At 56.0% G+C, this 18,503-nt stretch carries 25 protein-coding genes; all 25 read right to left on the bottom strand.

Features of this window, described 5'->3' with window-relative positions; all coding sequences use genetic code 11:
* Nucleotides 1-4: 4 nt before the first annotated feature.
* Nucleotides 5-901: a hypothetical protein gene (locus PQG80_RS11940; RefSeq protein ID WP_271751568.1), complete on the bottom strand. Its 897-nt coding sequence runs from the start codon at nucleotides 899-901 to the stop codon at nucleotides 5-7.
* Nucleotides 902-922: 21 nt separating this feature from the next.
* Nucleotides 923-1,591, bottom strand: a complete 669-nt coding sequence (locus PQG80_RS11935) for a hypothetical protein (protein WP_271751567.1) — start codon at nucleotides 1,589-1,591, stop codon at nucleotides 923-925.
* A gap of 15 nt (nucleotides 1,592-1,606) precedes the next feature.
* Complete coding sequence (locus PQG80_RS11930; protein WP_271751566.1) at nucleotides 1,607-2,404, bottom strand: hypothetical protein; 798 nt, start codon at nucleotides 2,402-2,404, stop codon at nucleotides 1,607-1,609.
* A 284-nt stretch (nucleotides 2,405-2,688) separates the two neighbouring features.
* Nucleotides 2,689-2,871 carry a hypothetical protein gene (locus PQG80_RS11925; protein WP_271751565.1) on the bottom strand — a complete coding sequence of 61 codons (183 nt, stop codon included), beginning with the start codon at nucleotides 2,869-2,871 and terminating at the stop codon, nucleotides 2,689-2,691.
* A 120-nt stretch (nucleotides 2,872-2,991) separates the two neighbouring features.
* Nucleotides 2,992-4,875 carry a portal protein gene (locus tag PQG80_RS11920; protein ID WP_271751564.1) on the bottom strand — a complete coding sequence of 628 codons (1,884 nt, stop codon included), beginning with the start codon at nucleotides 4,873-4,875 and terminating at the stop codon, nucleotides 2,992-2,994.
* Between the two features lie 3 nt (nucleotides 4,876-4,878).
* The gene (locus tag PQG80_RS11915; RefSeq protein WP_271751563.1) at nucleotides 4,879-6,564 is read right to left on the bottom strand and encodes a terminase large subunit; all 1,686 of its coding nucleotides are present in this window, start codon (nucleotides 6,562-6,564) and stop codon (nucleotides 4,879-4,881) included.
* Between the two features lie 349 nt (nucleotides 6,565-6,913).
* The gene (locus tag PQG80_RS11910; protein ID WP_271751562.1) at nucleotides 6,914-7,621 is read right to left on the bottom strand and encodes a hypothetical protein; all 708 of its coding nucleotides are present in this window, start codon (nucleotides 7,619-7,621) and stop codon (nucleotides 6,914-6,916) included.
* Between the two features lie 166 nt (nucleotides 7,622-7,787).
* Entirely contained in the window at nucleotides 7,788-8,414 is a 627-nt protein-coding gene (locus PQG80_RS11905) for a hypothetical protein (protein ID WP_271751561.1), read from the bottom strand.
* 35 nt (nucleotides 8,415-8,449) lie between these two features.
* A complete protein-coding gene (locus PQG80_RS11900; RefSeq protein WP_271751560.1) occupies nucleotides 8,450-8,992 on the bottom strand; it encodes a sigma factor-like helix-turn-helix DNA-binding protein in 543 nt (180 codons plus the stop codon).
* Nucleotides 8,993-9,056: 64 nt separating this feature from the next.
* Nucleotides 9,057-10,064 carry a coiled-coil domain-containing protein gene (locus tag PQG80_RS11895; protein ID WP_271751559.1) on the bottom strand — a complete coding sequence of 336 codons (1,008 nt, stop codon included), beginning with the start codon at nucleotides 10,062-10,064 and terminating at the stop codon, nucleotides 9,057-9,059.
* Complete coding sequence (locus tag PQG80_RS11890; RefSeq protein WP_271751558.1) at nucleotides 10,036-10,206, bottom strand: hypothetical protein; 171 nt, start codon at nucleotides 10,204-10,206, stop codon at nucleotides 10,036-10,038. The genes PQG80_RS11895 and PQG80_RS11890 overlap by 29 nt, the downstream gene beginning before the upstream one ends.
* Nucleotides 10,207-10,380: 174 nt before the next feature.
* The gene (locus tag PQG80_RS11885) at nucleotides 10,381-10,530 is read right to left on the bottom strand and encodes a hypothetical protein (protein ID WP_271751557.1); all 150 of its coding nucleotides are present in this window, start codon (nucleotides 10,528-10,530) and stop codon (nucleotides 10,381-10,383) included.
* A 145-nt stretch (nucleotides 10,531-10,675) separates the two neighbouring features.
* Nucleotides 10,676-10,987: a hypothetical protein gene (locus PQG80_RS11880; RefSeq protein WP_271751556.1), complete on the bottom strand. Its 312-nt coding sequence runs from the start codon at nucleotides 10,985-10,987 to the stop codon at nucleotides 10,676-10,678.
* On the bottom strand, nucleotides 10,984-11,277 hold the full coding sequence (locus PQG80_RS11875) for a flagellar FlbD family protein (protein ID WP_271751555.1): 294 nt from the start codon (nucleotides 11,275-11,277) through the stop codon (nucleotides 10,984-10,986). Before PQG80_RS11875 ends, PQG80_RS11880 begins: the two co-directional genes overlap by 4 nt.
* A gap of 351 nt (nucleotides 11,278-11,628) precedes the next feature.
* Nucleotides 11,629-11,979 carry a hypothetical protein gene (locus tag PQG80_RS11870; RefSeq protein WP_271751554.1) on the bottom strand — a complete coding sequence of 117 codons (351 nt, stop codon included), beginning with the start codon at nucleotides 11,977-11,979 and terminating at the stop codon, nucleotides 11,629-11,631.
* 20 nt (nucleotides 11,980-11,999) lie between these two features.
* Nucleotides 12,000-12,602, bottom strand: coding sequence for a hypothetical protein (locus PQG80_RS11865; protein ID WP_271751553.1), 603 nt, complete (start codon nucleotides 12,600-12,602; stop codon nucleotides 12,000-12,002).
* Between the two features lie 53 nt (nucleotides 12,603-12,655).
* Nucleotides 12,656-13,654 carry a DNA cytosine methyltransferase gene (locus PQG80_RS11860; protein ID WP_271751552.1) on the bottom strand — a complete coding sequence of 333 codons (999 nt, stop codon included), beginning with the start codon at nucleotides 13,652-13,654 and terminating at the stop codon, nucleotides 12,656-12,658.
* Between the two features lie 192 nt (nucleotides 13,655-13,846).
* On the bottom strand, nucleotides 13,847-14,185 hold the full coding sequence (locus tag PQG80_RS11855; RefSeq protein ID WP_271751551.1) for a hypothetical protein: 339 nt from the start codon (nucleotides 14,183-14,185) through the stop codon (nucleotides 13,847-13,849).
* Nucleotides 14,186-14,339: 154 nt separating this feature from the next.
* The gene (locus PQG80_RS11850; RefSeq protein ID WP_271751550.1) at nucleotides 14,340-14,504 is read right to left on the bottom strand and encodes a hypothetical protein; all 165 of its coding nucleotides are present in this window, start codon (nucleotides 14,502-14,504) and stop codon (nucleotides 14,340-14,342) included.
* Between the two features lie 3 nt (nucleotides 14,505-14,507).
* Entirely contained in the window at nucleotides 14,508-15,191 is a 684-nt protein-coding gene (locus tag PQG80_RS11845; protein WP_271751549.1) for a hypothetical protein, read from the bottom strand.
* Between the two features lie 5 nt (nucleotides 15,192-15,196).
* Entirely contained in the window at nucleotides 15,197-15,634 is a 438-nt protein-coding gene (locus PQG80_RS11840; RefSeq protein ID WP_271751548.1) for a RusA family crossover junction endodeoxyribonuclease, read from the bottom strand.
* 136 nt (nucleotides 15,635-15,770) lie between these two features.
* Entirely contained in the window at nucleotides 15,771-15,941 is a 171-nt protein-coding gene (locus PQG80_RS11835; protein ID WP_271751547.1) for a hypothetical protein, read from the bottom strand.
* Nucleotides 15,916-17,280 carry a replicative DNA helicase gene (gene dnaB / locus PQG80_RS11830; RefSeq protein ID WP_271751546.1) on the bottom strand — a complete coding sequence of 455 codons (1,365 nt, stop codon included), beginning with the start codon at nucleotides 17,278-17,280 and terminating at the stop codon, nucleotides 15,916-15,918. The genes PQG80_RS11835 and dnaB overlap by 26 nt, the downstream gene beginning before the upstream one ends.
* Nucleotides 17,270-18,223 carry a helix-turn-helix domain-containing protein gene (locus tag PQG80_RS11825; RefSeq protein WP_271751545.1) on the bottom strand — a complete coding sequence of 318 codons (954 nt, stop codon included), beginning with the start codon at nucleotides 18,221-18,223 and terminating at the stop codon, nucleotides 17,270-17,272. The genes dnaB and PQG80_RS11825 overlap by 11 nt, the downstream gene beginning before the upstream one ends.
* A gap of 33 nt (nucleotides 18,224-18,256) precedes the next feature.
* On the bottom strand, nucleotides 18,257-18,502 hold the full coding sequence (locus tag PQG80_RS11820; RefSeq protein ID WP_271751544.1) for a hypothetical protein: 246 nt from the start codon (nucleotides 18,500-18,502) through the stop codon (nucleotides 18,257-18,259).
* Nucleotide 18,503: the final 1 nt, after the last annotated feature.

The raw sequence follows: 18,503 nt of genomic DNA, 5'->3' as shown, positions 1-18,503 counted from the left end.
CTCCTTATGCCGGGTTGTGGCCGAAGATCTGACGTGCGTCGGACCAGCCCATGGTGAAGTCCATGTAACCGACGAACTCGGTCACCAAGGGGTTGTCCGGCTTGTTGCGGATGACCGTCGGCGCCGTGATCTCGACCATCTTCATCATTTCCATCATCAGGTCCTTGTCGCCGACAGCCCACTGTTTGGCGCTGAACCCCTTGATGACGATGTAGTTCATGTCCTTGACCGGATTCGCACCGTTTTCCGCGCTGTCCGGGATCAGCTTCGCGTCCGCACCGAAGTATTCCTTTGCCTTCGGCTCGAGCTCAGGAGACACGAGCGCGATGTTGAAGTCGCAGTCGAATTCGAGACCGTCGAAAGTCTTGAAGCGCTGTGCGGCCGTCTGCGTCTTCGTGATCGCGGCGATCGAGAATGTGTCCGTCCCCGTGTTGGAGAAAGTTTCGGCGCCTACCTCGTTGGCGATCGGGTGCGCGGCCGAGAACAAAGGCTGCCCATCTGCGCCTACGAAACTGCCGTTCCAGCCGTTAGCGAACAGGTTGTAGAACGCTCGGAGCTGCGTCATATGCAGCGAGTCAGCCATGCGCGTTCCGGCCTTCTTGGCTTCGCCGGACATGTCCACCTTGGCATACTTCCATTGGATCGATGCCTTGGCGCTGTACTCTTCTGGCGTATAGACCTTCTTGAAGCCGCGCTTCTGGTTGAGCTCCGGGATCGTGCTGCCGTCATACTTCGGCACGAGACCGTAGCCGCCGACACCTTGCTCCTGCAGGTCGATACGATCGATGGATTCGAAACCGATAACCTGCTTGATGATTGCTCGTTTCTTGTCTAACCGGTCATTGAACCATTTGGTAACGAGCGGATAGAGATCGTCCTGGTATGTGTAAATATCGAGCATATTGCCCTCCCCTTCCGCCGCTTAAACGGCTACCATGGTATTTCCGAACTGATGCAGCCGGAGGATGAAGTAAACCAGTTCTTGCTCGGGATCAACGCGAACGATCATGATGGACTCGCCACCGTTCGCCGCGAAGTTCAAGTTCGTGCCGTCGCTGTTCAGGTCCCACCCGAAGCTGCCGACCGGTGGAAGCACCAGAGCCTGGTCGCCGACCGATACGCCGCCCGTGAAGGCGCCCGTGAACGTTCCAGTCGTCTTCGTGAAATCGGTGACCGTGTACCACTTGCCTACACCGTTCGTCAGAGTCGCGGACTTGCGGACTTTCAGCAGGCCGCCGTTGAACTTGTCATCGGCCGGATCCGTGAAGCCAGAATCAACCCAGGTCGTCGTGTTGCCACCCGTGGCCGTGGAAATGATGCCGGGCTTGCACTTGAAGACGGCAAGCGGCGAGCAGTATACCTTGATCTTGTTGCCGTTCGAGCGAGGATTCAGCAGCGACGCCGTGCCCGTGTGTTCCTCTGCAGATACGCCGAGGTAAGGATCATCCTGGTCCGTGTCGCCAACAGCAACCACGAATCCCTCCACGAGTTTCACGACCTCGCCCTTTTCAATGACCGTGCCGGCCGCGATCGGAAATTCCTCAATGATCGGCGCGCTCGTGACGGCCAAGCTGTATGCATATTCGATCATGCTTGATGTGCCTCCCTATTTTTTGATTTGTCCGAGCAGTTCGGCATATTCCTTCACCGACATGCCGTTTTGCTTGGCGAGCTTGACCTGATGGTCGTTGAGGCCGTATGTGCCGCCCGTATGATCGCCGCCGCCGCCCTTACCGCTCGCCGTGCTGCGATCGTTGTTGCTCTTGATCTTGGCGATGGCAGCCGCCTCCGCGCCGCCTACGAGGTCGAGGAAGTCTTCGTATACCTCAAGCAGCGAAAGCGTCGGGTTCGCGCGGCTCAGGAACTTCACGAATCGATCGTTCTGGCCGAGCTTCTCAAGATCAACGTCCGGATGCTTGTCTTTGAATTCCGTTTCTTGTTTGTTCCAAGCTTCCTGACGTGCCTTTTCATCCTTGGCCGCCTGCTCGCGATCTTCCTTCTCTTTCTTGATTGCCTTCAGCTCGTCCTTCAGCGACTTGATGTCGGCCAGCAGCTCAGGCGAGGCGCCCTTCTCTTCTGCCTCCTCCTCGAGATCCTTCAGCTCTTGCGCCTTGCGTTTCTCTTCAGCCTGCTGCTTGAGCACGGCTTTTACCTCCGCAGGAGTCCCGGAATAACCGAATTCCTTTAGATGCTCGCCGATCTCGCGCAGATCGTCGTAATCCTCCGGCTTTTTGGCACGCGCCAGGCGCTCGCCTACAATTCGGTCTACTTCCTCCTGAGTAAACGTCTTGCCCGGCTGATTCTGGCCGCCGTCGCCGTCATCGTCGTGTTCCTCGCCTTCACCGTCGCCTGCGAATAGTTGCAGATCCAGTCTCAGCAAGGCCTTGCGCTTTTCTTGCTCCATCGATAAGCCCTCCGTAAGCCCGTCGGCTATAGATTCCTCGTCTGTTCCGAGTTGTCACCGCCGAATGCGGTATAAGAAAAGGGCCTCCGCTGCTCTGCGGGGGCCCTGCTACACAAACTCTATTCCATTATCGTGTAGAATCACGTTCAGTTCGCTTACGTCGATCTCCTGTCCGTCTGGCGTCAAGCATAGCGTATGCCACTTCTTGGTCCGCGATTCCCGGATAGCTGTGCCCCACGCAAACTCGAAAACCTCCCACTTATGCAGGAAGACAAGATCGCCCATTATTTCTGTAATCGGACCGTCTTGTTGACGCTCGCGCTGTCGCCATCGTGCTTGACGATCGCGGCTTCGATCTGAGCGTCCGTAGGATAGGCGTCGAACACCTCTCGGCCGATCTCGAGTGGCGGCTGGAACAACCCGTTGCTGCTCTGGGTTACAAGCACCGTGAATACATTTTTCAGCATGCCTTGTACCTCCCTGAGGTTACTTTTTCTTTCCCTTCCGGCTCATGAGCGCATCTTTGAGAGCCTGGACACCATCGCCCTTCTGCACCTTCGTTTTTTCTCCGTTCTTCGGCTTCTTCTTCATGCCGCACCTCCCTCGATGAGTTTTTGCAGCATCAGCTCTTGCTCCTGTTCAGAGGCTGCGAAGAACGCCTCCTGCTCCTCAGGCGACAGCTGCGAGATGATCGCCTCGGCATCAACGGCAGGCGCTGCCCCCGGCGTCTGCGGCGCACCCGGTTGTCCTTGTGCGGCGCCTGGCGCGCTCTGCATAGCTGCCATCTGCTGCTGTGCAGCGACCGCCTGCTGAATGGAGGACTTGATGTCATCGCTATTCGGCAGGTCGAGCAGATCCACAATCGAGAGCACGATGCCGACGTTCTCCGGCGTGATCTTCAGGTTCGCGAGCTCCTGCGTCGCGGCCAGCGTGAACGCCTTCGACCGCTTGATGCCCTCGCCGACGCTGATCTCGACGTCGACCGTCGGATAGTAAGGCTGCCCGTCTGGACCGACAGTCTTGAAATTCTCGCTGTTGAAGGTGATCGTCGTATCCGGCTCGTTCGGCTTCTCTCCGCGGATCAGAATAATGCGGTCCGTATTGTAGAACTCCAGCGCTGTCCAGTCGGTCAGCTGCGCCAGCCGCTTGAAGCCCTGCGAGCGGCCGGCCTTCTTCGTGCTCTTCCGCGCCTCGGCCTTCTCATTGAGCTGCGCAATACCCGAGCTGGTCGTAACGCGGACCGGCTCTTTACCCTGAGAGGAATCGTAGTTCCCGTTCGCTTCTTGAATCTTGCCGCTGATGAATTCGATCATGCTCAGGATGCCGCCGTTCTGGCTCAGGCCGCCAAGCCTTCGGATCGCATTGATCTTGTTCTGCTTGACGCGTACCTCTGCCCCCGGATGGTTAGGGAAGCCAGCCTCTTCATCCACCAGAGCGCCATCCTCGACGATGACGATATCGTTCGCCATGAATACGTCATTAAGCAGCGCCGTGATGAACTCGCGGTTGCCGGCGTCCAACAGATCCTTGATCGAATCGATCTCGCCCTTGCCCCAAAAGCTTTTACGGACCGGAATCTTGGTGTAATGGACGAACGGGTACATCTTATTTCCGCTGTGCCGGGTGTTCACCCAATACTTCGGGATGTGCTTGACCTCGACGTTGTTAATCTGTATCGAGCATGCAATGTCGCCCTCGTCGTCGCGGTACCAGTGCTCGACGACCTGAAGCGTCTCGTCGTCCAGGCTCGGCGTCTGGTTATCGTAAATCTCCGTCTCGTAATGGTTCGAGTCGGTCATGATCTTGTTTACGATCTCCCCGAAGATGCGCCGAGCCTTGCGCCGGTGCAAACGGTATGGGAAATCGAAGTACTCGCAGTCATCCACGTCGTACGCGGCTGGATCAGGGAAGATGTTCGCCGGATCTGGATTGCCTATCACGATATCCCCGACGTAGCCTGGACCCTGAATCGATCCGTCCCACGCCACCTTGAAAAAGGCATTGCCGAGTTCGTTCAGGCTGCGATCGTTGTTGATGTTCAGTTCATCGATATCGTTGTTGTACCAGATGAAGTTGACGACCTGTTCCCGGACCTTCGCCTTGGCTCCGTCCAGATCGTCGTCGCGCCCCTTGAATTGCGGCGTCGGCACGATGTCGTCGATCTGGCTCTCGACCTGCACATAAGCGTCGGGTAGCGACGGCGGATGGAAGTTGATGCCGAACTTCTCAGTGAACATTGCGGCCTGCTGCTGCGTGTACGGCTTGCCATTGTAATAATTGTTCAGCATTTTGAACCGTTGCTGCACCGGCTCCTTCTCGATTTTGGCGAGATCGAAGTCGCGCTGCACCTGCGCCTCGCGCTGTTCTTTCGTCTCCATCCTGAACTCGAGCAGATTGCCCGTGATCTTGCCTTTGACGATTCTGGCAGCCTTGTCGATCGCCCTTCTGATTGGCCCTGCGATTGGACTCACCCCCTATACTGCCTTTTTCTTGACCCCGAGCCGATCGCCGAGCTTCTTGACCGGTGGCGGCGCCTCCTCGATGACATACATCCGCTGCTGGTGCCGGATCTCCTGACAGATCGCATCGGCCATGATCGTGTCGTCATGCTTGCCGGCCATGGCCTCGGGCTTGCCGACCTTGTTCCGCACGAACGTAAGCATCTCCGACAGCGTCGTGACGTCGTTGAACGTGTCGATCCGTTCGCGCGCCAGCGTGACGTGCTTCGAGACGATCAGCGGCCGCGTGACGGTATCCGTGTGGAAGCCGTATGCCTTCCGGATCTGCCCCGTGAACGTGTCCGGCACCTCCCGGGTGTACTGGTTCGGATACCCGAGCCGGTCGAGCTCCTTGACGGGATGCAGGTCGAAGTTCGTCTCGACGCCGATTAGCGCCTGATTGTAGTACATCCCCAGGCAGTACATTTGCTTCGCGTACAGATCGGTATCGAGGCGCCAGTGCCAGACGGCCGCCTGATTCCAGGTCACGTTGTTCCGCACCTGCCCGCATGAAAGGTCGTGGCCGCCCTCCGCGATGTCGCCGCCGATTACGTATGGATAGCCACGCTGCGGCTGCTCGTAGATTGTCAGCGGACCGCGCGGATCCGCGACGAACTTGATCGACTCCGGCAAGATCTTTTCGTTCTCGTAGTTGAAGACGAACGTCCCCCGGACCGGCTTGACCGCCTTGTAGCGTTCCTCCAGCGCCTGCTTGCGAGGGATGACCACCTTCGCGTTATATACCGGCGTGCCGGTGTTCAGGAACGCCTCGTCGTCGTTGGCCGGGTACTCCTGTTTGAATCGGTCCTCCCGGGTGATTCCATCCTCCTCGGGCATCTCGCTGATTTTCCAGCGCCGCCATTTGACCTGCTCGGGCGTCCAGCCGTACGTCGCGATGCCGGCCAGCTCGTCCTCGTCGAAGGTGAGTGTTTCGCCCTCTTTAAGCGGCAACTGGTATTCGGGATGCTGATGCCAAGCGTAGAAGTGCGAGCGCCAATTGGTCCGGCCGCCCTTGCCGTCGGTGTACATCTGGTAGTAGTAGTTCCCGACACCGTTGGCGGTGCTCTCGAGGACGATCTCGCCGTCGAACGGAACCGCCTGCAGCAAGCCCGTCATAAGCTCCTCAGGATTCGGCCAGAACGCCACCTCCGAGCAGAGCAGATAATTGATCGTCTGCCCGCGGCCGAAGCTGCTCGAACCCGCGGTGCCGACATAAATCCGCGAGTTGTTGCCAGCGAAGAAGAATTCCTTCCGGTTTCCGTACTTCGGTCGGTTGCGCCCGTTGTTCAGCTGCTCCTTCTTGGCTTCCGGCAGTCGCTCGTACATGAGCTGGACCGTCTGGAACAGCTTCTGGGTGCTGTCCGCGTCGTGCGCTACGACGACGGCCGTGACGTTCTCCTCGTTGATGACGGCCTCGAAGAATCGCGCCAGTGTCAGCGTCGAGAACCCGAGCTGCCGTGGCTTCAGGATAACGTCGCGCAACGTCTTGTCCGCCCAATACATCCCCTGGATTGGGTTGAATGTCAGCGGCACGACACGCTTGTCCTTCGTCCGAATGTAGAGGCGCTCCTGGATGTACTCGCGCGGCTTGCGCTCCCACTTCGGCGTGTTCTTGACCTTGGCCGACTCTTTTATCCGGTTATGAATGTTGGCGAGCAGCACATCAGCCGCACCTCCTTGTCAAAACGCATGAATTTTATTCCGAAAATTATTCCGGTCTCGCAACTAAACGGATAGATACCACGATTACTAGGCTGCTAGCGCGTCACACAATCCGCAGTCTGTCGTTATTACAGGTTTCGGTAAGGATATCCCTAAAAAATCCAGCCCATGGATCGTATAAGGGATCGAGAACAAGAAAGGAGCCAACTTAATGCGAATCGGACGTTTTAATCTTCCTAAAGAAATGACTGCTAGGATTATCGGTAATGCATTTGGACAGATAATTGGCAGAATGGCCGCCGCAGCACTCGAGTATTACTTGTTCAAATAGTAGAAGAGGGGGCGAGAGTTAGGCTTGCTCGAATCCCCTCATCTGCTGTTGCTGCTCGACAATCCGCTGCATCCGCGGATTACTGGCGACGCGCTGCTCGGCGATCTCGAAGGCCCCGGCGTTCTCTTTGCGGAACTCCTCCATGAACAGATGGAGATATTCCTGAATCAGGTTGAACTCGAACGCCTTCTCCCGTAGCGTCGCCATGAACTGGCCGTTCTGCCGGATCTCCCGGTTCAGGACGGCCATATTCCCGATGTTCCGGCGCAACTCCAAGGTGAAGGCGAGCCCCCAGTGGTCGAGCGTCGTCGTGTCGGTGCCCTCGGCGGTTACGAGGTCATGCAGCTGCCGCATGCGCGCGTCGAACGTGTCGGGTAGATTGGCGATCCAGGCGAAGCGATCGGCGAGCGCCGCCGTCGTCTGGTATTGGAGCTCTATCAGATCGATGTCGCGCTCGACTAGGCGATGGACGCGTTCGGGCACCTCTTTAACGGCTCGCTCCCGGCGCTTGTCCGGCGGCTTGGCCGATTCTGCCTTTACGGGCGCCGTCATGACGCTGGCGCTGCCCTCCATAGCCTCTATGAATCGCCGCACGGCCATGTTGCTGATCGGCTGCCCGGCCTTCCTGGTGCAGTCGTCGGCGATCTGCTGAGGATTCTTCCCGGCGTTGATGCCGGCCGTGACGACATCCTCCAACCCGAGTGCCGCGATCTTCATCGGCTTCATTCGGGCCTCCTTTCCGCTTAACGTTAACCACCGCTAAGCACGGTCTTTATCGTGAATCTGACCTCACATTCCATGACGACAAAACGAAAAACCCGCGTAGCTCTAAGGCTCGCGGGTTAACGTTATTTTTAACGTTATCTACTTAATGGGGAAATGTACGACAAATTCAAACCATTCTCTCGAATTCCTTTTTTAAGTTCTCTATAATCGAGCTAAATTCTTTTTTGTGTTTTTCAAGTTTCTCAATCCATTTTTTAAAATTACTTATGGTAATACTTACATCCAACTCTTCGTCCTCAACATAATAAAACAGATTGTCATAAAAACCAAATTCCAAAGCGTCGTTGAATCCTTTTACGTGGCTGTACGCCTTTGCATTTATTTTTGCAGATTCTAAAAGTGAAGTTTCGTAGCTACTAATCCAATATTTAAAACTAGTTGGATATCTTCTGTGCCTTTCAATATCCTCTTCAATTCTTTCGACATGAATTTTAGCGCTTCTGATACTGAAGTCCATTTTCTCAATGATTTGGTCACCACTTAAAAATTTTAAAGGATATGTATCTAATTTATCCTTTTTGTTTTGTTTGGCAATTGTATAAACCACTGCCCAAAGGGTCGCGCCGCCGCCAATGAGAGCTCCAATAAACCCTAGCATGTCCCAACTGTCCGTTATTTTCGGGAATTTCTTAAACGCCATCGCAAAAAAATTTAGAGCGAATCCTAAAATCAACATGCCTGCAGCAAATCCAATAAATATATCAGACCACGTTTTTAATTTATTGGTACTCATCTTGTTCCCCTTCCCATAAAGTAACAAAAAAAAGCTTATCCCAGAAGGAATAAGCTCGTCAACTTCGCATTTTCGATTTTCTCCTTTGCGCGCTCCACGTACGTCTGGACGGTGCTCTTCCCCAGGTTCAACTCCATCCCGATCTCCTCGAGCGTTAGTCCGTCGGCGTGGTACATGATGAAGCACTGTTTCTCCCGCGGCGAGCAGTCACGCATGGCCTCCTCGATCTGGAAGCGCTCGTCGTCCGTTAGGTCTCGGCTTACGCTGTCTCGCTCAATCCGGTATCTCGAGTTGTGCGAATCGTATGCCTCCAGCCAAGCCGGGTCCCAGCAGCGCTCCTCATATCCTCGTTCGATACCTCGGACGCTGCCCGGCCGCCTCCCGGTCTCTAGCCATTCCGCCGCGTACTCGCATTCGCCGACCATCTCCCCAATGGTGCGACGCTCGCCCTTGTCCTGCGTGCGAGCCAGCAGCGCCTTTGCCATGCGTCCAGAACGCCGATAGTTCTCCGCAGTCGCCGGGCCAAGGTGCATAACCGTGAAGCCGTGTTGCTGAGTATACAGATGTCCGATCGCCATCGTTTCCCCGCCTCCTTAAATTGGGTAAAGCCCTCCGTAGAGGGCCCGTCCCGTTATGATGCTCTTACAGTCCGACGAATGCTTCGACCGCTGCTATGCGCTCTGCCAGGGCGGCTACCTTGGCCTCGAGCGTAGATCCTTCAGCAGTTGCTCTTTCCGCCTCGTCTCCCATGTGTTCTGCATCCAGTCCGTCGGCAAGCTCTGCCGTCTCTGCCTGATAAAATCGCTCGTCGGTTGCGGCCGGCTCCGTCTCCTCGGTGCTGGCTGCTGCTTCGACGTAAGCCGCTGGTGGATTGAACGTACCGATCGACGGAGGCAGCGGCAACGGCGTTACGCTGAAACGCTGCAGGCTTCGGTTGAGTTGCTCGACGCGCTCGCGCTCCGCCTTCGCCTGCTTCTCCTCATCGGATTCCGCCTTAATCGTGCTGGTCAGCTTGAGGCCTCCCCCGAAGCCCGCGCCGGCCTTTTTCTTGTACTGGGCGACTTGCGCCTCGAGCTCGTCGATCTGGCCCTTCAGGCCGGACACTTCGGCGACCGCCTTGTCGCGATCAGCGCGGGCTTGCTCCGCCTCGGCCTGCGCCTCCTCCATGAATTTCACGGCGTTGTCACGCTTTAGCTCAGCCTCCACGAGCTGCTCCTGCGCCGTCCGCATGTCATTGCGGTCTTGCTTGGCCTGAGCCTCCGCAGCCTCCTTGTCGGCCGTCAGCTTGCCGTTGGCGGCTTGCAGGTCCGCTACCTGTCCAGCGAGGGCAGCGCGCTCCTCTGCCCAAGCCTGCGAGGCCGTGGCGAGCTCGTCGTTGCTGATAGCGAAGTCGTACTCCTTAACCTGCTGCAGCAGCGCTGTGATCTCTGCATTGGCGCCCTCTACGCCCCAGAGCGCGTCGTAGTCTTGCGGCAGCGATACGGTCGCAACCTCCTCGGCCTGACGCTGCAGGCGGTCCTGCTCGTCCAGCTGCGCCTTGATTTTGGCCTGCTCCTGCTCGATTACCGTCAACCGGAACTTGTCATCGGTGCTCAGCGTCGCCTTCTCGGCCTCCAAGACCTCATATTGCTTTTGCAGATCGTCGTTCATCCTTCGGTATCCCCTCTCCCGTTTTACGGCCCCGGAACTGCGCTTCTCGAAGCATCAGCGCGATGGCTCGTCCTTGCTTGTCGTGCATCATCCAGTAATCGCCGTGCTTTGCCCAGGTCGCCCCCTCGTACTCTTGGCGCATACCACCGCCTCCGGTATAATGGATTTTGTCAGGTAATGATGGAGCCCCCGGTGCTTGCCGGAGGCTTTTTTCTATTGGTTCGCCTTGTCGATGTGGTAGTAATATCCCTGGTACGTCTCCGGCTTCTGCCGGCAGCGCTCTGCCTTCCAGAGGTGATAGTGGCGCCTGAGCCATCTAAGCATGCTCTTGACCTTCCTTCTCTCGAATGATCTGCTTTAGCCTGTCCACTTCATCCGCGAGCGCCCGGATCGCTTCCTTGGCAAGCGACGACGAGAGAGCCTTATCCTCTCTGGCATACTGTACGACGAGATCCACGTTGATCATGTGTTTGGCTCCTCAAGCAAAGATAAGATCCTATCGACTACCTCGCGCCGGTTAGGAAACGGCCCGTACATTTGACCTTTCAGCACGATTACAAACTTGTCATCTGTGACGATAACGCCTCCGAATCCGTCCACCCATGACAACCTCATGTGTTTGGCTCCTTTAGGGATTGGAGGACTTCGTGAATCTCCAACCATCCGATATCGTCGTAAACCTTTTTGAGCAGCGTCGTTATCTTGGCGATTGTGGCGTCTCTCTCGGCTATCTGGGCGTCCTTGGCGGCTATCTCCGTATCCTTGGCGTCTAGCTGGGCTTGTTGAGTGTGTTTGGCGGCGCGAAGGAGCATGATCTCGTTTACGGCCCATCGGAGCATATCCTGCCTATCTCCCCACGTTCCTGCGCCATCCTTGACTTCGCGTTGAATCGTTTCCAGCATATCGAGGGTGTTATCGCTCATTTGGAGTCTGCCTCCATTCCGGCGAGGTCGATTATTTCGTCATTGATTTTTTTAACAACGCCCCAATCTCCGCCAGATAGGGCATCTTGAAGATAGACAGGGTATTGTGCCGTGAGCATTTTATACTCCATGATCTTGCGGACGACTTTTTTGGCAGGCTCACGGACCGTGAAGGCTTTTTCTACGTGAGCGATCCATACAAAGGTCTCGTCCACAGCTTCGCTCACTTGAACAATGAGTTCAGGCGCAAAATATCTCGTCTTGCCATTAGGGGCAGTTAGTTTTATCATTCCGTCTCTTCCTCCTCTGTGCTGGGATCGTCTTCTTCAAGCTTTCCGCATTTGGGGCAGAAGCACTGTCCGCAGCAGGGGCAGCACGCGTAGAACTCCATGCACTCTGGGCAGTCGTACATAGTCAGCGCTCCTCCCCACTTGGTCCGGGCTGGTCCTCTGTGCTATTGATGCCTGGAATGGAGATCCCGTACACCTTAAGAGCCTTTTCTACCGCATCCATAGCCGTAAAATCACCACGGGTGCTTAGTCCTGACCAAATCTCCCGAACTGCATCGGCTCTTGCTTGCTCTCGTCTTGCAGCACGTGTCAATGCGGCTGCGAGGCGACCTTCTTCTTCTGGTGTACGAATCATTCGTCGCTCACCCCTTTGCTAGGCTGTATGTCCGTCTGGGAGAGGGCTTCTGCACATGCCCACGTTGCCGACGTGATGACGGACCGCAGATCCTTCGCTTCCGTGTAGTCCTCACCGCTCACGAGGATGCGATGCACGCCTTCCAGCGCCTCCCGGTATCCCTGTACCGGGGTAGTGGGTGGGGTTGACTCGTCGCAGTATCCGGCCTGCACGTCGTCAATGATGTTTTGGTAAGCGTCGTGTTTGCCTGTATAATATCCGCCCAAGCCGATTCTGCTTTTCGGAAGCTTGCTCATGCGCTCTTTGGCTCTTGCCAGAAGCGCCTGCTTGTTTACCGTATCCGTCATTGGGGTGCCTCCTTAATGGGTTAGATGGCCTTTTGAGCCATGTTCAGGTACTGGTCAAGGTTATCTGTGATGATCGTTCTAGCACGCTCTACGGCCCGTTTATAGCGCTCGTCGTAGATAACCGATGCCCCAATGGTGACGTCGCTCACGACCCAAACACCACTGTTGCGATGGATGAAAAAAGAATGACCGTTGATCTCGAATACCTTCTCGCCGGTGACGTATTCATAGCCGCCGTATGTCTTGATGCGGAATAGCTGGGGGTTTCGAAGCTTGCGCACCGGCTGCTCCTTTTCTTTGCGTGGAGGTCGCGGTTGGAGTCGCTTCCGTTTGGGGATCGACAGCCGGTATTCGTTGAGGCGCTTATGGTCGATGCCCGAAATCCGTTCCATCTCAGTTGCCCATTTTTCAAAGTATCGGTGATGCTCGGCAGACAAGTCATATTTGCTCCAGTCCTGGTCGTACCACCACGGACGGAACTCCGTCATGTATTTATGATCGATGTACCAGGACACCCATTCGGCAACGCGGTTCGCGTAAAATGGCGTCAGTTTGCCGCGCTTCATTCCGCCTGCGGCACGACGGAAGTATTTCTTTAGCTGTCGCTTTTTGAAGTGGCGCATCTATATGCCTCCTTGGGATGATTATCTTTAGAGCTTGGGGTTCGGCTGCCGTTTCACTGGGCGGATTCGGTCGAGACGAAGGCGCTGCGCGCAAGTCTCAGACCAATCTCGTATGCGACCCGGCTTGTTACTGCATTTCCAGCCATTTTGTAAAGTTGCGTCTTTTTAAATCCTTCTGCCTCAAGCTTGTAGTACCACTCGTCAGGGAACGACTGCAGCCGGAAGCATTCCAATGGTGTCAGTTCTCGAACCGCGCCATCAATCAGCACATTGAATCGTCCATCTAATTGCGAAGTAAGCGCCGGAAGGACTCCCTCTGTCCGATATACTCGGTCTTGCTGGTATGTCTGCGAGCCATCTGCCTTACGGGGATTCACGCAATAGATTTTCGGAATTTGACCTCCGCCTTGCATTGTTGGGAGACAAGGACTGATGCCTTCTGTGTTGTACACTCGCTTAATGTAGTCATCACCCTGAGCTTCTACCCGGCCAATGACCTCAACAGCGTTCTCGTTCTGTCCTCCGAAAGGAAATATTTCTGGTCTACGTTCTCCTCTAAGATGTCCGACAAAGAAGATACGTTCTCGGTTTTGTGGGACATATGCGCTTGAATTAAGTACTCCCCATTGCACGTCATACCCCACGTCGGTAAACTCACGAATTGTTTCGTAGAAGTCTCTTCCGTGATTGACCGTAAAGAGCCCGGTGACGTTTTCAGCGATAAAATAACGGGGTCTTTTAAACCGTAGTATTCGAGTTGCTTCGTAAAGGAGACCGCTGCGCGTACCTTCCCGTTGTCCAGTTCGCTTGCCAGCGATCGAATTATCTTGGCACGGCCATCCGAAGCACATGCAGTCAAAGTCTGGGAGTCGAATAGGGTCAATTGTTCGGACGTCATAGGCGGACCACAACCTTTCTTCTGGATCGTGAAGTATTTTGAAGGCTCGGTGCGCTTGCTTATCAATCTCGCAGAACCCAACGAGCTCCATGCCGGCCATCTTCAGCCCGTGCGAGAACCCCCCAATCCCAGCGAATAGATCAAGCAGTTTCATTTCGCATCCTTATCCCCTTCCCCGCGAACATGCGTTTGCTTATAATGTCATTGAGGTGCATACCTATGAGCGAATTAGCCTATCTCTTTTGCAGTCAATATGATGGATCGGGCGACCTGGTCCGTCGATTCGAACGATGGTTGATCGCCCGTCATATCCCTGCTGATGTGATGAGGGTGGAGGTATTGGCGTTTATAGAGTTGCTGGATTTGTTGGCGGTGTCGGCTCCGTAACGATTCCGCCATGCTTCGTGATGACCGCCTCTACAACCGCGATCGGCACATATCCGAATACCGAGCCGGTTAAATCGTTCGGATCCTCGGCGTAGGGGATGAGTTCGTCATCAGCACTCGAAGGGTAGCCGAGTTCAACTTCGTCGTACCTGTTAACATGCTGGCGAGGCGAGCAATAATGCGTGCGCGTTCCACCTTGAATTGAAACCGAGTACCCATCAACACATGTGACCCTCTCTCTCACTTGGTATGGGTCGTTCGGGTCGAACGTTGATTCTAGCCAGTCTTTGACGGTCATCTTTTCATATCCCCTTTCGTCTCTTTAGGCTTCCGCGCTGGGAAGGTGAAGGGCCGCGGCGTCGGCAGCCCTGCCCGGTTGGTCGCCGCCTTTACAGGAGCCGCCCGCAGGCTGGCGAGCTCCGCGGGCGTCATCTGATATTTGGTTACCTGGCTCATTGGCGGGCGCCGATGAAGCAGAGGCCTTTGTTCGTCGTCTCGATGTCATCCTCGTTGCCGCGGCGGACTACGAAGATTCGCCCCTTGATGAACAGCACCATCTCATCCCCGATGTTCATCTCCAGTAGGTCCTTCTCGAAAGGGATTTTCGGCTGCTCCATCGCTTACGCCGCCCCCAGGATCTTCTTCTTGCAGCGCTTCTTGTAGACGCCATAGAACTGCTGCAGCTTCGTCGACGAGATATCCAGTCCGAGCGCCTTCGGAACCGCATGCCATGCCAATCCTTCAGCCTTTTTGAGCTCAATCATTTTTGGGAAGTCGAAAGGAATGTCATCGAACTTCGGCCGCTCGGTCAGGATGAACTGCTCGAGATCCTTCGGGTCGACTTCGCCGTCCGGCTCCTCCTCATCGTTCATCCCTTCGGCCGGCTCGACATCGGCTGCAGGGTCCACGTCAGGCTCCGGATCTTGGTTCTCGTCGCCCTCCGGCTCGGGATCCCGGTTCGGGTCGTCCTCGCCGAAGACGACCTCTTGCTGATCGCCGGCATCGCCGCCCTGATCTTCCTGTACCAGCACTTCGTCGGCGTCGCTGGGCTCGCTGGCCGGCGTGAATCCTTCCACCTCGCCGCGGCTGTTGATGGTGGCGACGCTGCGGCCGTTCGGTTGCTGCTGGATATTCATCGCCATCTGAGGGTTTCCAAGCACGACGTTGATCGTGTGGCCCTTGTGTGCCAAAATTTCTGAGACGCGTTCGAAATTGATATCTTCCGGGAGTTCGAGCTCGATTTTGTTTTTCGAAGCGAGCGTCAGCTTGGTAAATTTGGCGGAGAATTCGACGATATTGGACATAGTTATCAGGCTCCTTCGATTGGTTTGATGGTGACTTCTACGCACGGCCGGGCGCCGTACCATTTCGTAACGAGCACTTCGACGACCTGACTGTCGTCCTTCCAGATCACGTTTTTCAGCGCATCCTTGATTCCCTTGAGATAATTATCAGCGTCCGGCTTGGTGACCGGGCGCAGAAGTCCGAGTTCGGCGTCGGCCGTCTTCTTCTTGCTGAAGGACTTGGGAATCGGGCGGTAGACCCTGATCTCCATCGCCAGCGCGCATTCCAGGAGCGCAGCCGGGGCGTGTTCCGCTGCCGCCAGCCTCACGTAGTCCTTGTAGTCCCGGGATTTTTTCGGGTCGTAGGCGCGTGCGTGGCCGCCTATCACTGCGAAGCGCGGACGGGCTTGCGCTACGGGCTCGCCGTAAACCGTGAATTTGATTACCTGCGCGATCATCGGCATTGCTTCCACCCCACCCCGTTGATCGCTTGCGATAGGCGCCATGCAGATTCCGCGACCGCCTTCCGCGTGTGGAACCTCTTGCCATACGTGCGACCATCGATCGTGATTTTGTAATAAGGCCTCATCCCCCGCATGCTCAAGCCCCCTTGTACCGGCCGACGACGGCCATGAATTCGGTGTATCCCTCGCCCATCTCTTCCAGCGGTAATTCCGGGAACGCGGCGCGGGCCTGGTCATCATCCGGCATCCGTCCGGTTGCCATGTACTGCTGCTTCAGCCACTCATACAAGTGCCATCTGTTCCGCATTCGCTGCATGCCCCCTGTCCAGGTTCACGAACCGGTTGTACTGCTTCAGGAACACCATTTCGACGCTGCCGATCTTGCCGTTCCGATTCTTCGCAAGGATGAGTTCGGTGATGTTTTTCTTCTGGGATTCGTGGTTGTAATAGTCGTCACGGTACAGGAATCCGATGATGTCAGCCTCTTGCTCGATCTCGCCGCTCTCTCTCAGGTCGCTCATCATCGGGCGCTTGTCCTGCCGCTGCTCGACGCCCCGGGAGAGCTGCGCCAAGCAGATGACCGGCACGTCGAACTCCTTCGCCATGTTCTTCAGCATTCTGGCATTCTCGCTGACCGCCTCGTACCGATTCATGCGCGGATCTGGCGGCCCGAGCTTCCCGAGGTAGTCGATCAGGATCAGCTCCAGCCCGCGCTCGCGGCGGATCTTACGGCACTTAGCCTTGATCTCGTTAACCGTAAGGGCTGCTTCATCATCGATCACGAGATTCGCCCGGGATAGCGCGTCCATCGCGTTCGTGTATTTCTCCCATTCCTGGTCGTCGATAAGGCCGGCATTAAGCTTCGAGAGATCAATCAGCGCTTGATTAGCCATCGCCCGGCGCGCTATCTGCTCGCTGGACTGTTCAAGCGAGAACATTGCCGTCGGCACGCCGCGGAGGCTCACGTTCAGGGCGATCTGGGAGGCGAAGGTCGTCTTCCCCATCGACGGCCGCGCTCCGATGATGATCAGGTCCGACTTCTGCAGCCCGGCCGTTATCGCATCTAGGTCAGTGATGTCCGTCTGCAGTCCGCTCACGCCGCCGTCCGTGTTGTAATACATGGCCTCGAAGCGCTCGTGGAACTTCATGACCGCGTCCTTCATCGAGACCGTGCTGTCCGTCCGGACCGTCGCTTCGTTCAGCCGCGCCAGATCCAGCTCGGCTTTACCAATCGCTCCCTGGATGCTCTCCTTGTCCCGAGTCTGCGCTGCGCTGGCGCAATCCTTCATGAGCCGCTCGCCGATCTTGTGCGACGCCCGAATCATCGCGAGGTCCCTGAGCTGGTCGCAGTGGTACTTGATGTTCGCGACCGTGAAGATCGCCTTGACCGACTCCAGGATGGCGCCGAACGAGATGTTCAGCTCGACCAGCAGCGGAGCGAATAGCTTAAGGTCGACCTTTTTCGGGTCTTCACTCCACTCGGTCACGATGCGGTCGTATAGCTTCTCGTGCTCGCGGTGGTAGAAATACTTGGGCTTCATGACCTCGATCACGTCCGCGATGCAGTCCGGGTCGTAGAACATCGCGCTGAGCACGTACTGCTCGAGCTTCGTGTCGAAGGGCGGTTGGTAGAGTTCAGGATCCATGCGCTCTCTCCTCGTTCAGCCTTCTCAGGCGTTCTTGCTTCTGCCGGACGAGCGCCGCCTGCTGATCCAGAAAGGCGCGCGTCTCGTCGGCTGACGGCGTTGCCGGCCCTGCTGATTGAGCGATATGTTGACGAGTGGTTCCCGGGGCGACGTCACGGCGTTGCTTGGGCGCCGGAGTGGTTGGGGCCTGCTCGTTCGTCCAGGCTTCGTTGATCGCGTCCTCGTAGTAGCTGAAGGTGTGAATCTTCCGGCCCTTACTAGTCCGCGCTTCGTAAACCTGCCTCATGACCTTGGTGATTAAGGGGGCTGGTACCCCTATGGCGATCATCCGGTGCATGTGGTCTCGATCAATCGCAGTGACCTGCGTGTCGAACTTGTTATGCAGTTGGCAATAGGCATCAAGGACTTGGATGTATCCCTGCTCTTCATCTGTTTTGGATACCGATTCGCCGTTAGTAGTAATAGCAGCAAGATCTTTAAGATCTAAATCTTTTAAAGTCTTATTAGATAGACCATTTTCGGTCTCTCTCTCGGAGAGAAGGACCATATTTGGTCTCTCTGGAGGTGAGAGAAAGACCATTTCTGGTCTCTCTGTCGGGGGAGATAGACCATTTTTGGTCTTTCTCTTTTCGACTTGTTTCTTGTTCTTGCGAACCTTTATGATCTCGCCGTAGGGTACTCGGACGGTTACGATGTAGTTTTCAGCTTTCAGGATTCCGAGGTTACGTTTAACTGTGCTCTTGCTGGAGTCGATCTCCTCGGCGATGCGCTCGTGCTTGATCGGCACGCCGCCGAGAACCAATCCCCAACGCTCCCCGGCCTCGTCTACCTCCTCCTCGGTCACCGAATCGATGCACCAGAGGAACTCCCAAATGGCAGAGCCTATTCGGCTTTTATGCTCGAACAGGCCGCTGGAGACGGGTATGATATGTGGGTTACTCATGACATGTACCTCGCCTCCTTCTACCAAGTGGGATTAAACCGACCCGATCAGTGCGAGCAAGTTCTTAACGCCGCGTCCTCTACGCTTCGTTTTGCGGTGAATATACAAGCCGGTCGTGGCCCAAAAATCGAATTCTCCGATGATGAAGTGGCCGTTCGCTTTCTCCGTGAACGGGACGCCGCTCGATACAATTTCCTCTCGGCACCGGTCGTACGCTTCCCATTTGCTTCGTTGCTGATGTTCCTTGGCATCGCGCCAGTAATCCCCGACGTCTCCCATG

Origin of the sequence: Cohnella rhizoplanae, assembly GCF_948329515.1 — a bacterium.
GTDB lineage: Bacteria > Bacillota > Bacilli > Paenibacillales > Paenibacillaceae > Cohnella > Cohnella rhizoplanae.
This window is presented reverse-complemented; position numbering and strand designations above follow the sequence as displayed.

Excerpts from the sequence above, each read along its gene's own strand:
- PQG80_RS11900 (WP_271751560.1), bottom strand. The coding sequence starts at position 8,992 with ATGGCGATCGGACATCTGTATACTCAGCAACACGGCTTCACGGTTATG.
- PQG80_RS11845 (WP_271751549.1), bottom strand. The coding sequence starts at position 15,191 with ATGTCCAATATCGTCGAATTCTCCGCCAAATTTACCAAGCTGACGCTC.
- PQG80_RS11820 (WP_271751544.1), bottom strand. The coding sequence starts at position 18,502 with ATGGGAGACGTCGGGGATTACTGGCGCGATGCCAAGGAACATCAGCAA.
- PQG80_RS11850 (WP_271751550.1), bottom strand. The coding sequence starts at position 14,504 with ATGGAGCAGCCGAAAATCCCTTTCGAGAAGGACCTACTGGAGATGAAC.
- PQG80_RS11875 (WP_271751555.1), bottom strand. The coding sequence starts at position 11,277 with ATGATAAAACTAACTGCCCCTAATGGCAAGACGAGATATTTTGCGCCT.
- PQG80_RS11895 (WP_271751559.1), bottom strand. The coding sequence starts at position 10,064 with ATGAACGACGATCTGCAAAAGCAATATGAGGTCTTGGAGGCCGAGAAG.
- PQG80_RS11865 (WP_271751553.1), bottom strand. The coding sequence starts at position 12,602 with ATGCGCCACTTCAAAAAGCGACAGCTAAAGAAATACTTCCGTCGTGCC.
- PQG80_RS11825 (WP_271751545.1), bottom strand. The coding sequence starts at position 18,223 with ATGAGTAACCCACATATCATACCCGTCTCCAGCGGCCTGTTCGAGCAT.
- PQG80_RS11910 (WP_271751562.1), bottom strand. The coding sequence starts at position 7,621 with ATGAAGCCGATGAAGATCGCGGCACTCGGGTTGGAGGATGTCGTCACG.
- dnaB (WP_271751546.1), bottom strand. The coding sequence starts at position 17,280 with ATGGATCCTGAACTCTACCAACCGCCCTTCGACACGAAGCTCGAGCAG.
- PQG80_RS11855 (WP_271751551.1), bottom strand. The coding sequence starts at position 14,185 with ATGACCGTCAAAGACTGGCTAGAATCAACGTTCGACCCGAACGACCCA.
- PQG80_RS11935 (WP_271751567.1), bottom strand. The coding sequence starts at position 1,591 with ATGATCGAATATGCATACAGCTTGGCCGTCACGAGCGCGCCGATCATT.
- PQG80_RS11840 (WP_271751548.1), bottom strand. The coding sequence starts at position 15,634 with ATGCCGATGATCGCGCAGGTAATCAAATTCACGGTTTACGGCGAGCCC.
- PQG80_RS11870 (WP_271751554.1), bottom strand. The coding sequence starts at position 11,979 with ATGACGGATACGGTAAACAAGCAGGCGCTTCTGGCAAGAGCCAAAGAG.
- PQG80_RS11890 (WP_271751558.1), bottom strand. The coding sequence starts at position 10,206 with ATGCGCCAAGAGTACGAGGGGGCGACCTGGGCAAAGCACGGCGATTAC.
- PQG80_RS11880 (WP_271751556.1), bottom strand. The coding sequence starts at position 10,987 with ATGAGCGATAACACCCTCGATATGCTGGAAACGATTCAACGCGAAGTC.
- PQG80_RS11930 (WP_271751566.1), bottom strand. The coding sequence starts at position 2,404 with ATGGAGCAAGAAAAGCGCAAGGCCTTGCTGAGACTGGATCTGCAACTA.
- PQG80_RS11925 (WP_271751565.1), bottom strand. The coding sequence starts at position 2,871 with ATGCTGAAAAATGTATTCACGGTGCTTGTAACCCAGAGCAGCAACGGG.
- PQG80_RS11860 (WP_271751552.1), bottom strand. The coding sequence starts at position 13,654 with ATGAAACTGCTTGATCTATTCGCTGGGATTGGGGGGTTCTCGCACGGG.
- PQG80_RS11940 (WP_271751568.1), bottom strand. The coding sequence starts at position 901 with ATGCTCGATATTTACACATACCAGGACGATCTCTATCCGCTCGTTACC.
- PQG80_RS11835 (WP_271751547.1), bottom strand. The coding sequence starts at position 15,941 with ATGCGGAACAGATGGCACTTGTATGAGTGGCTGAAGCAGCAGTACATG.
- PQG80_RS11885 (WP_271751557.1), bottom strand. The coding sequence starts at position 10,530 with ATGATCAACGTGGATCTCGTCGTACAGTATGCCAGAGAGGATAAGGCT.
- PQG80_RS11905 (WP_271751561.1), bottom strand. The coding sequence starts at position 8,414 with ATGAGTACCAATAAATTAAAAACGTGGTCTGATATATTTATTGGATTT.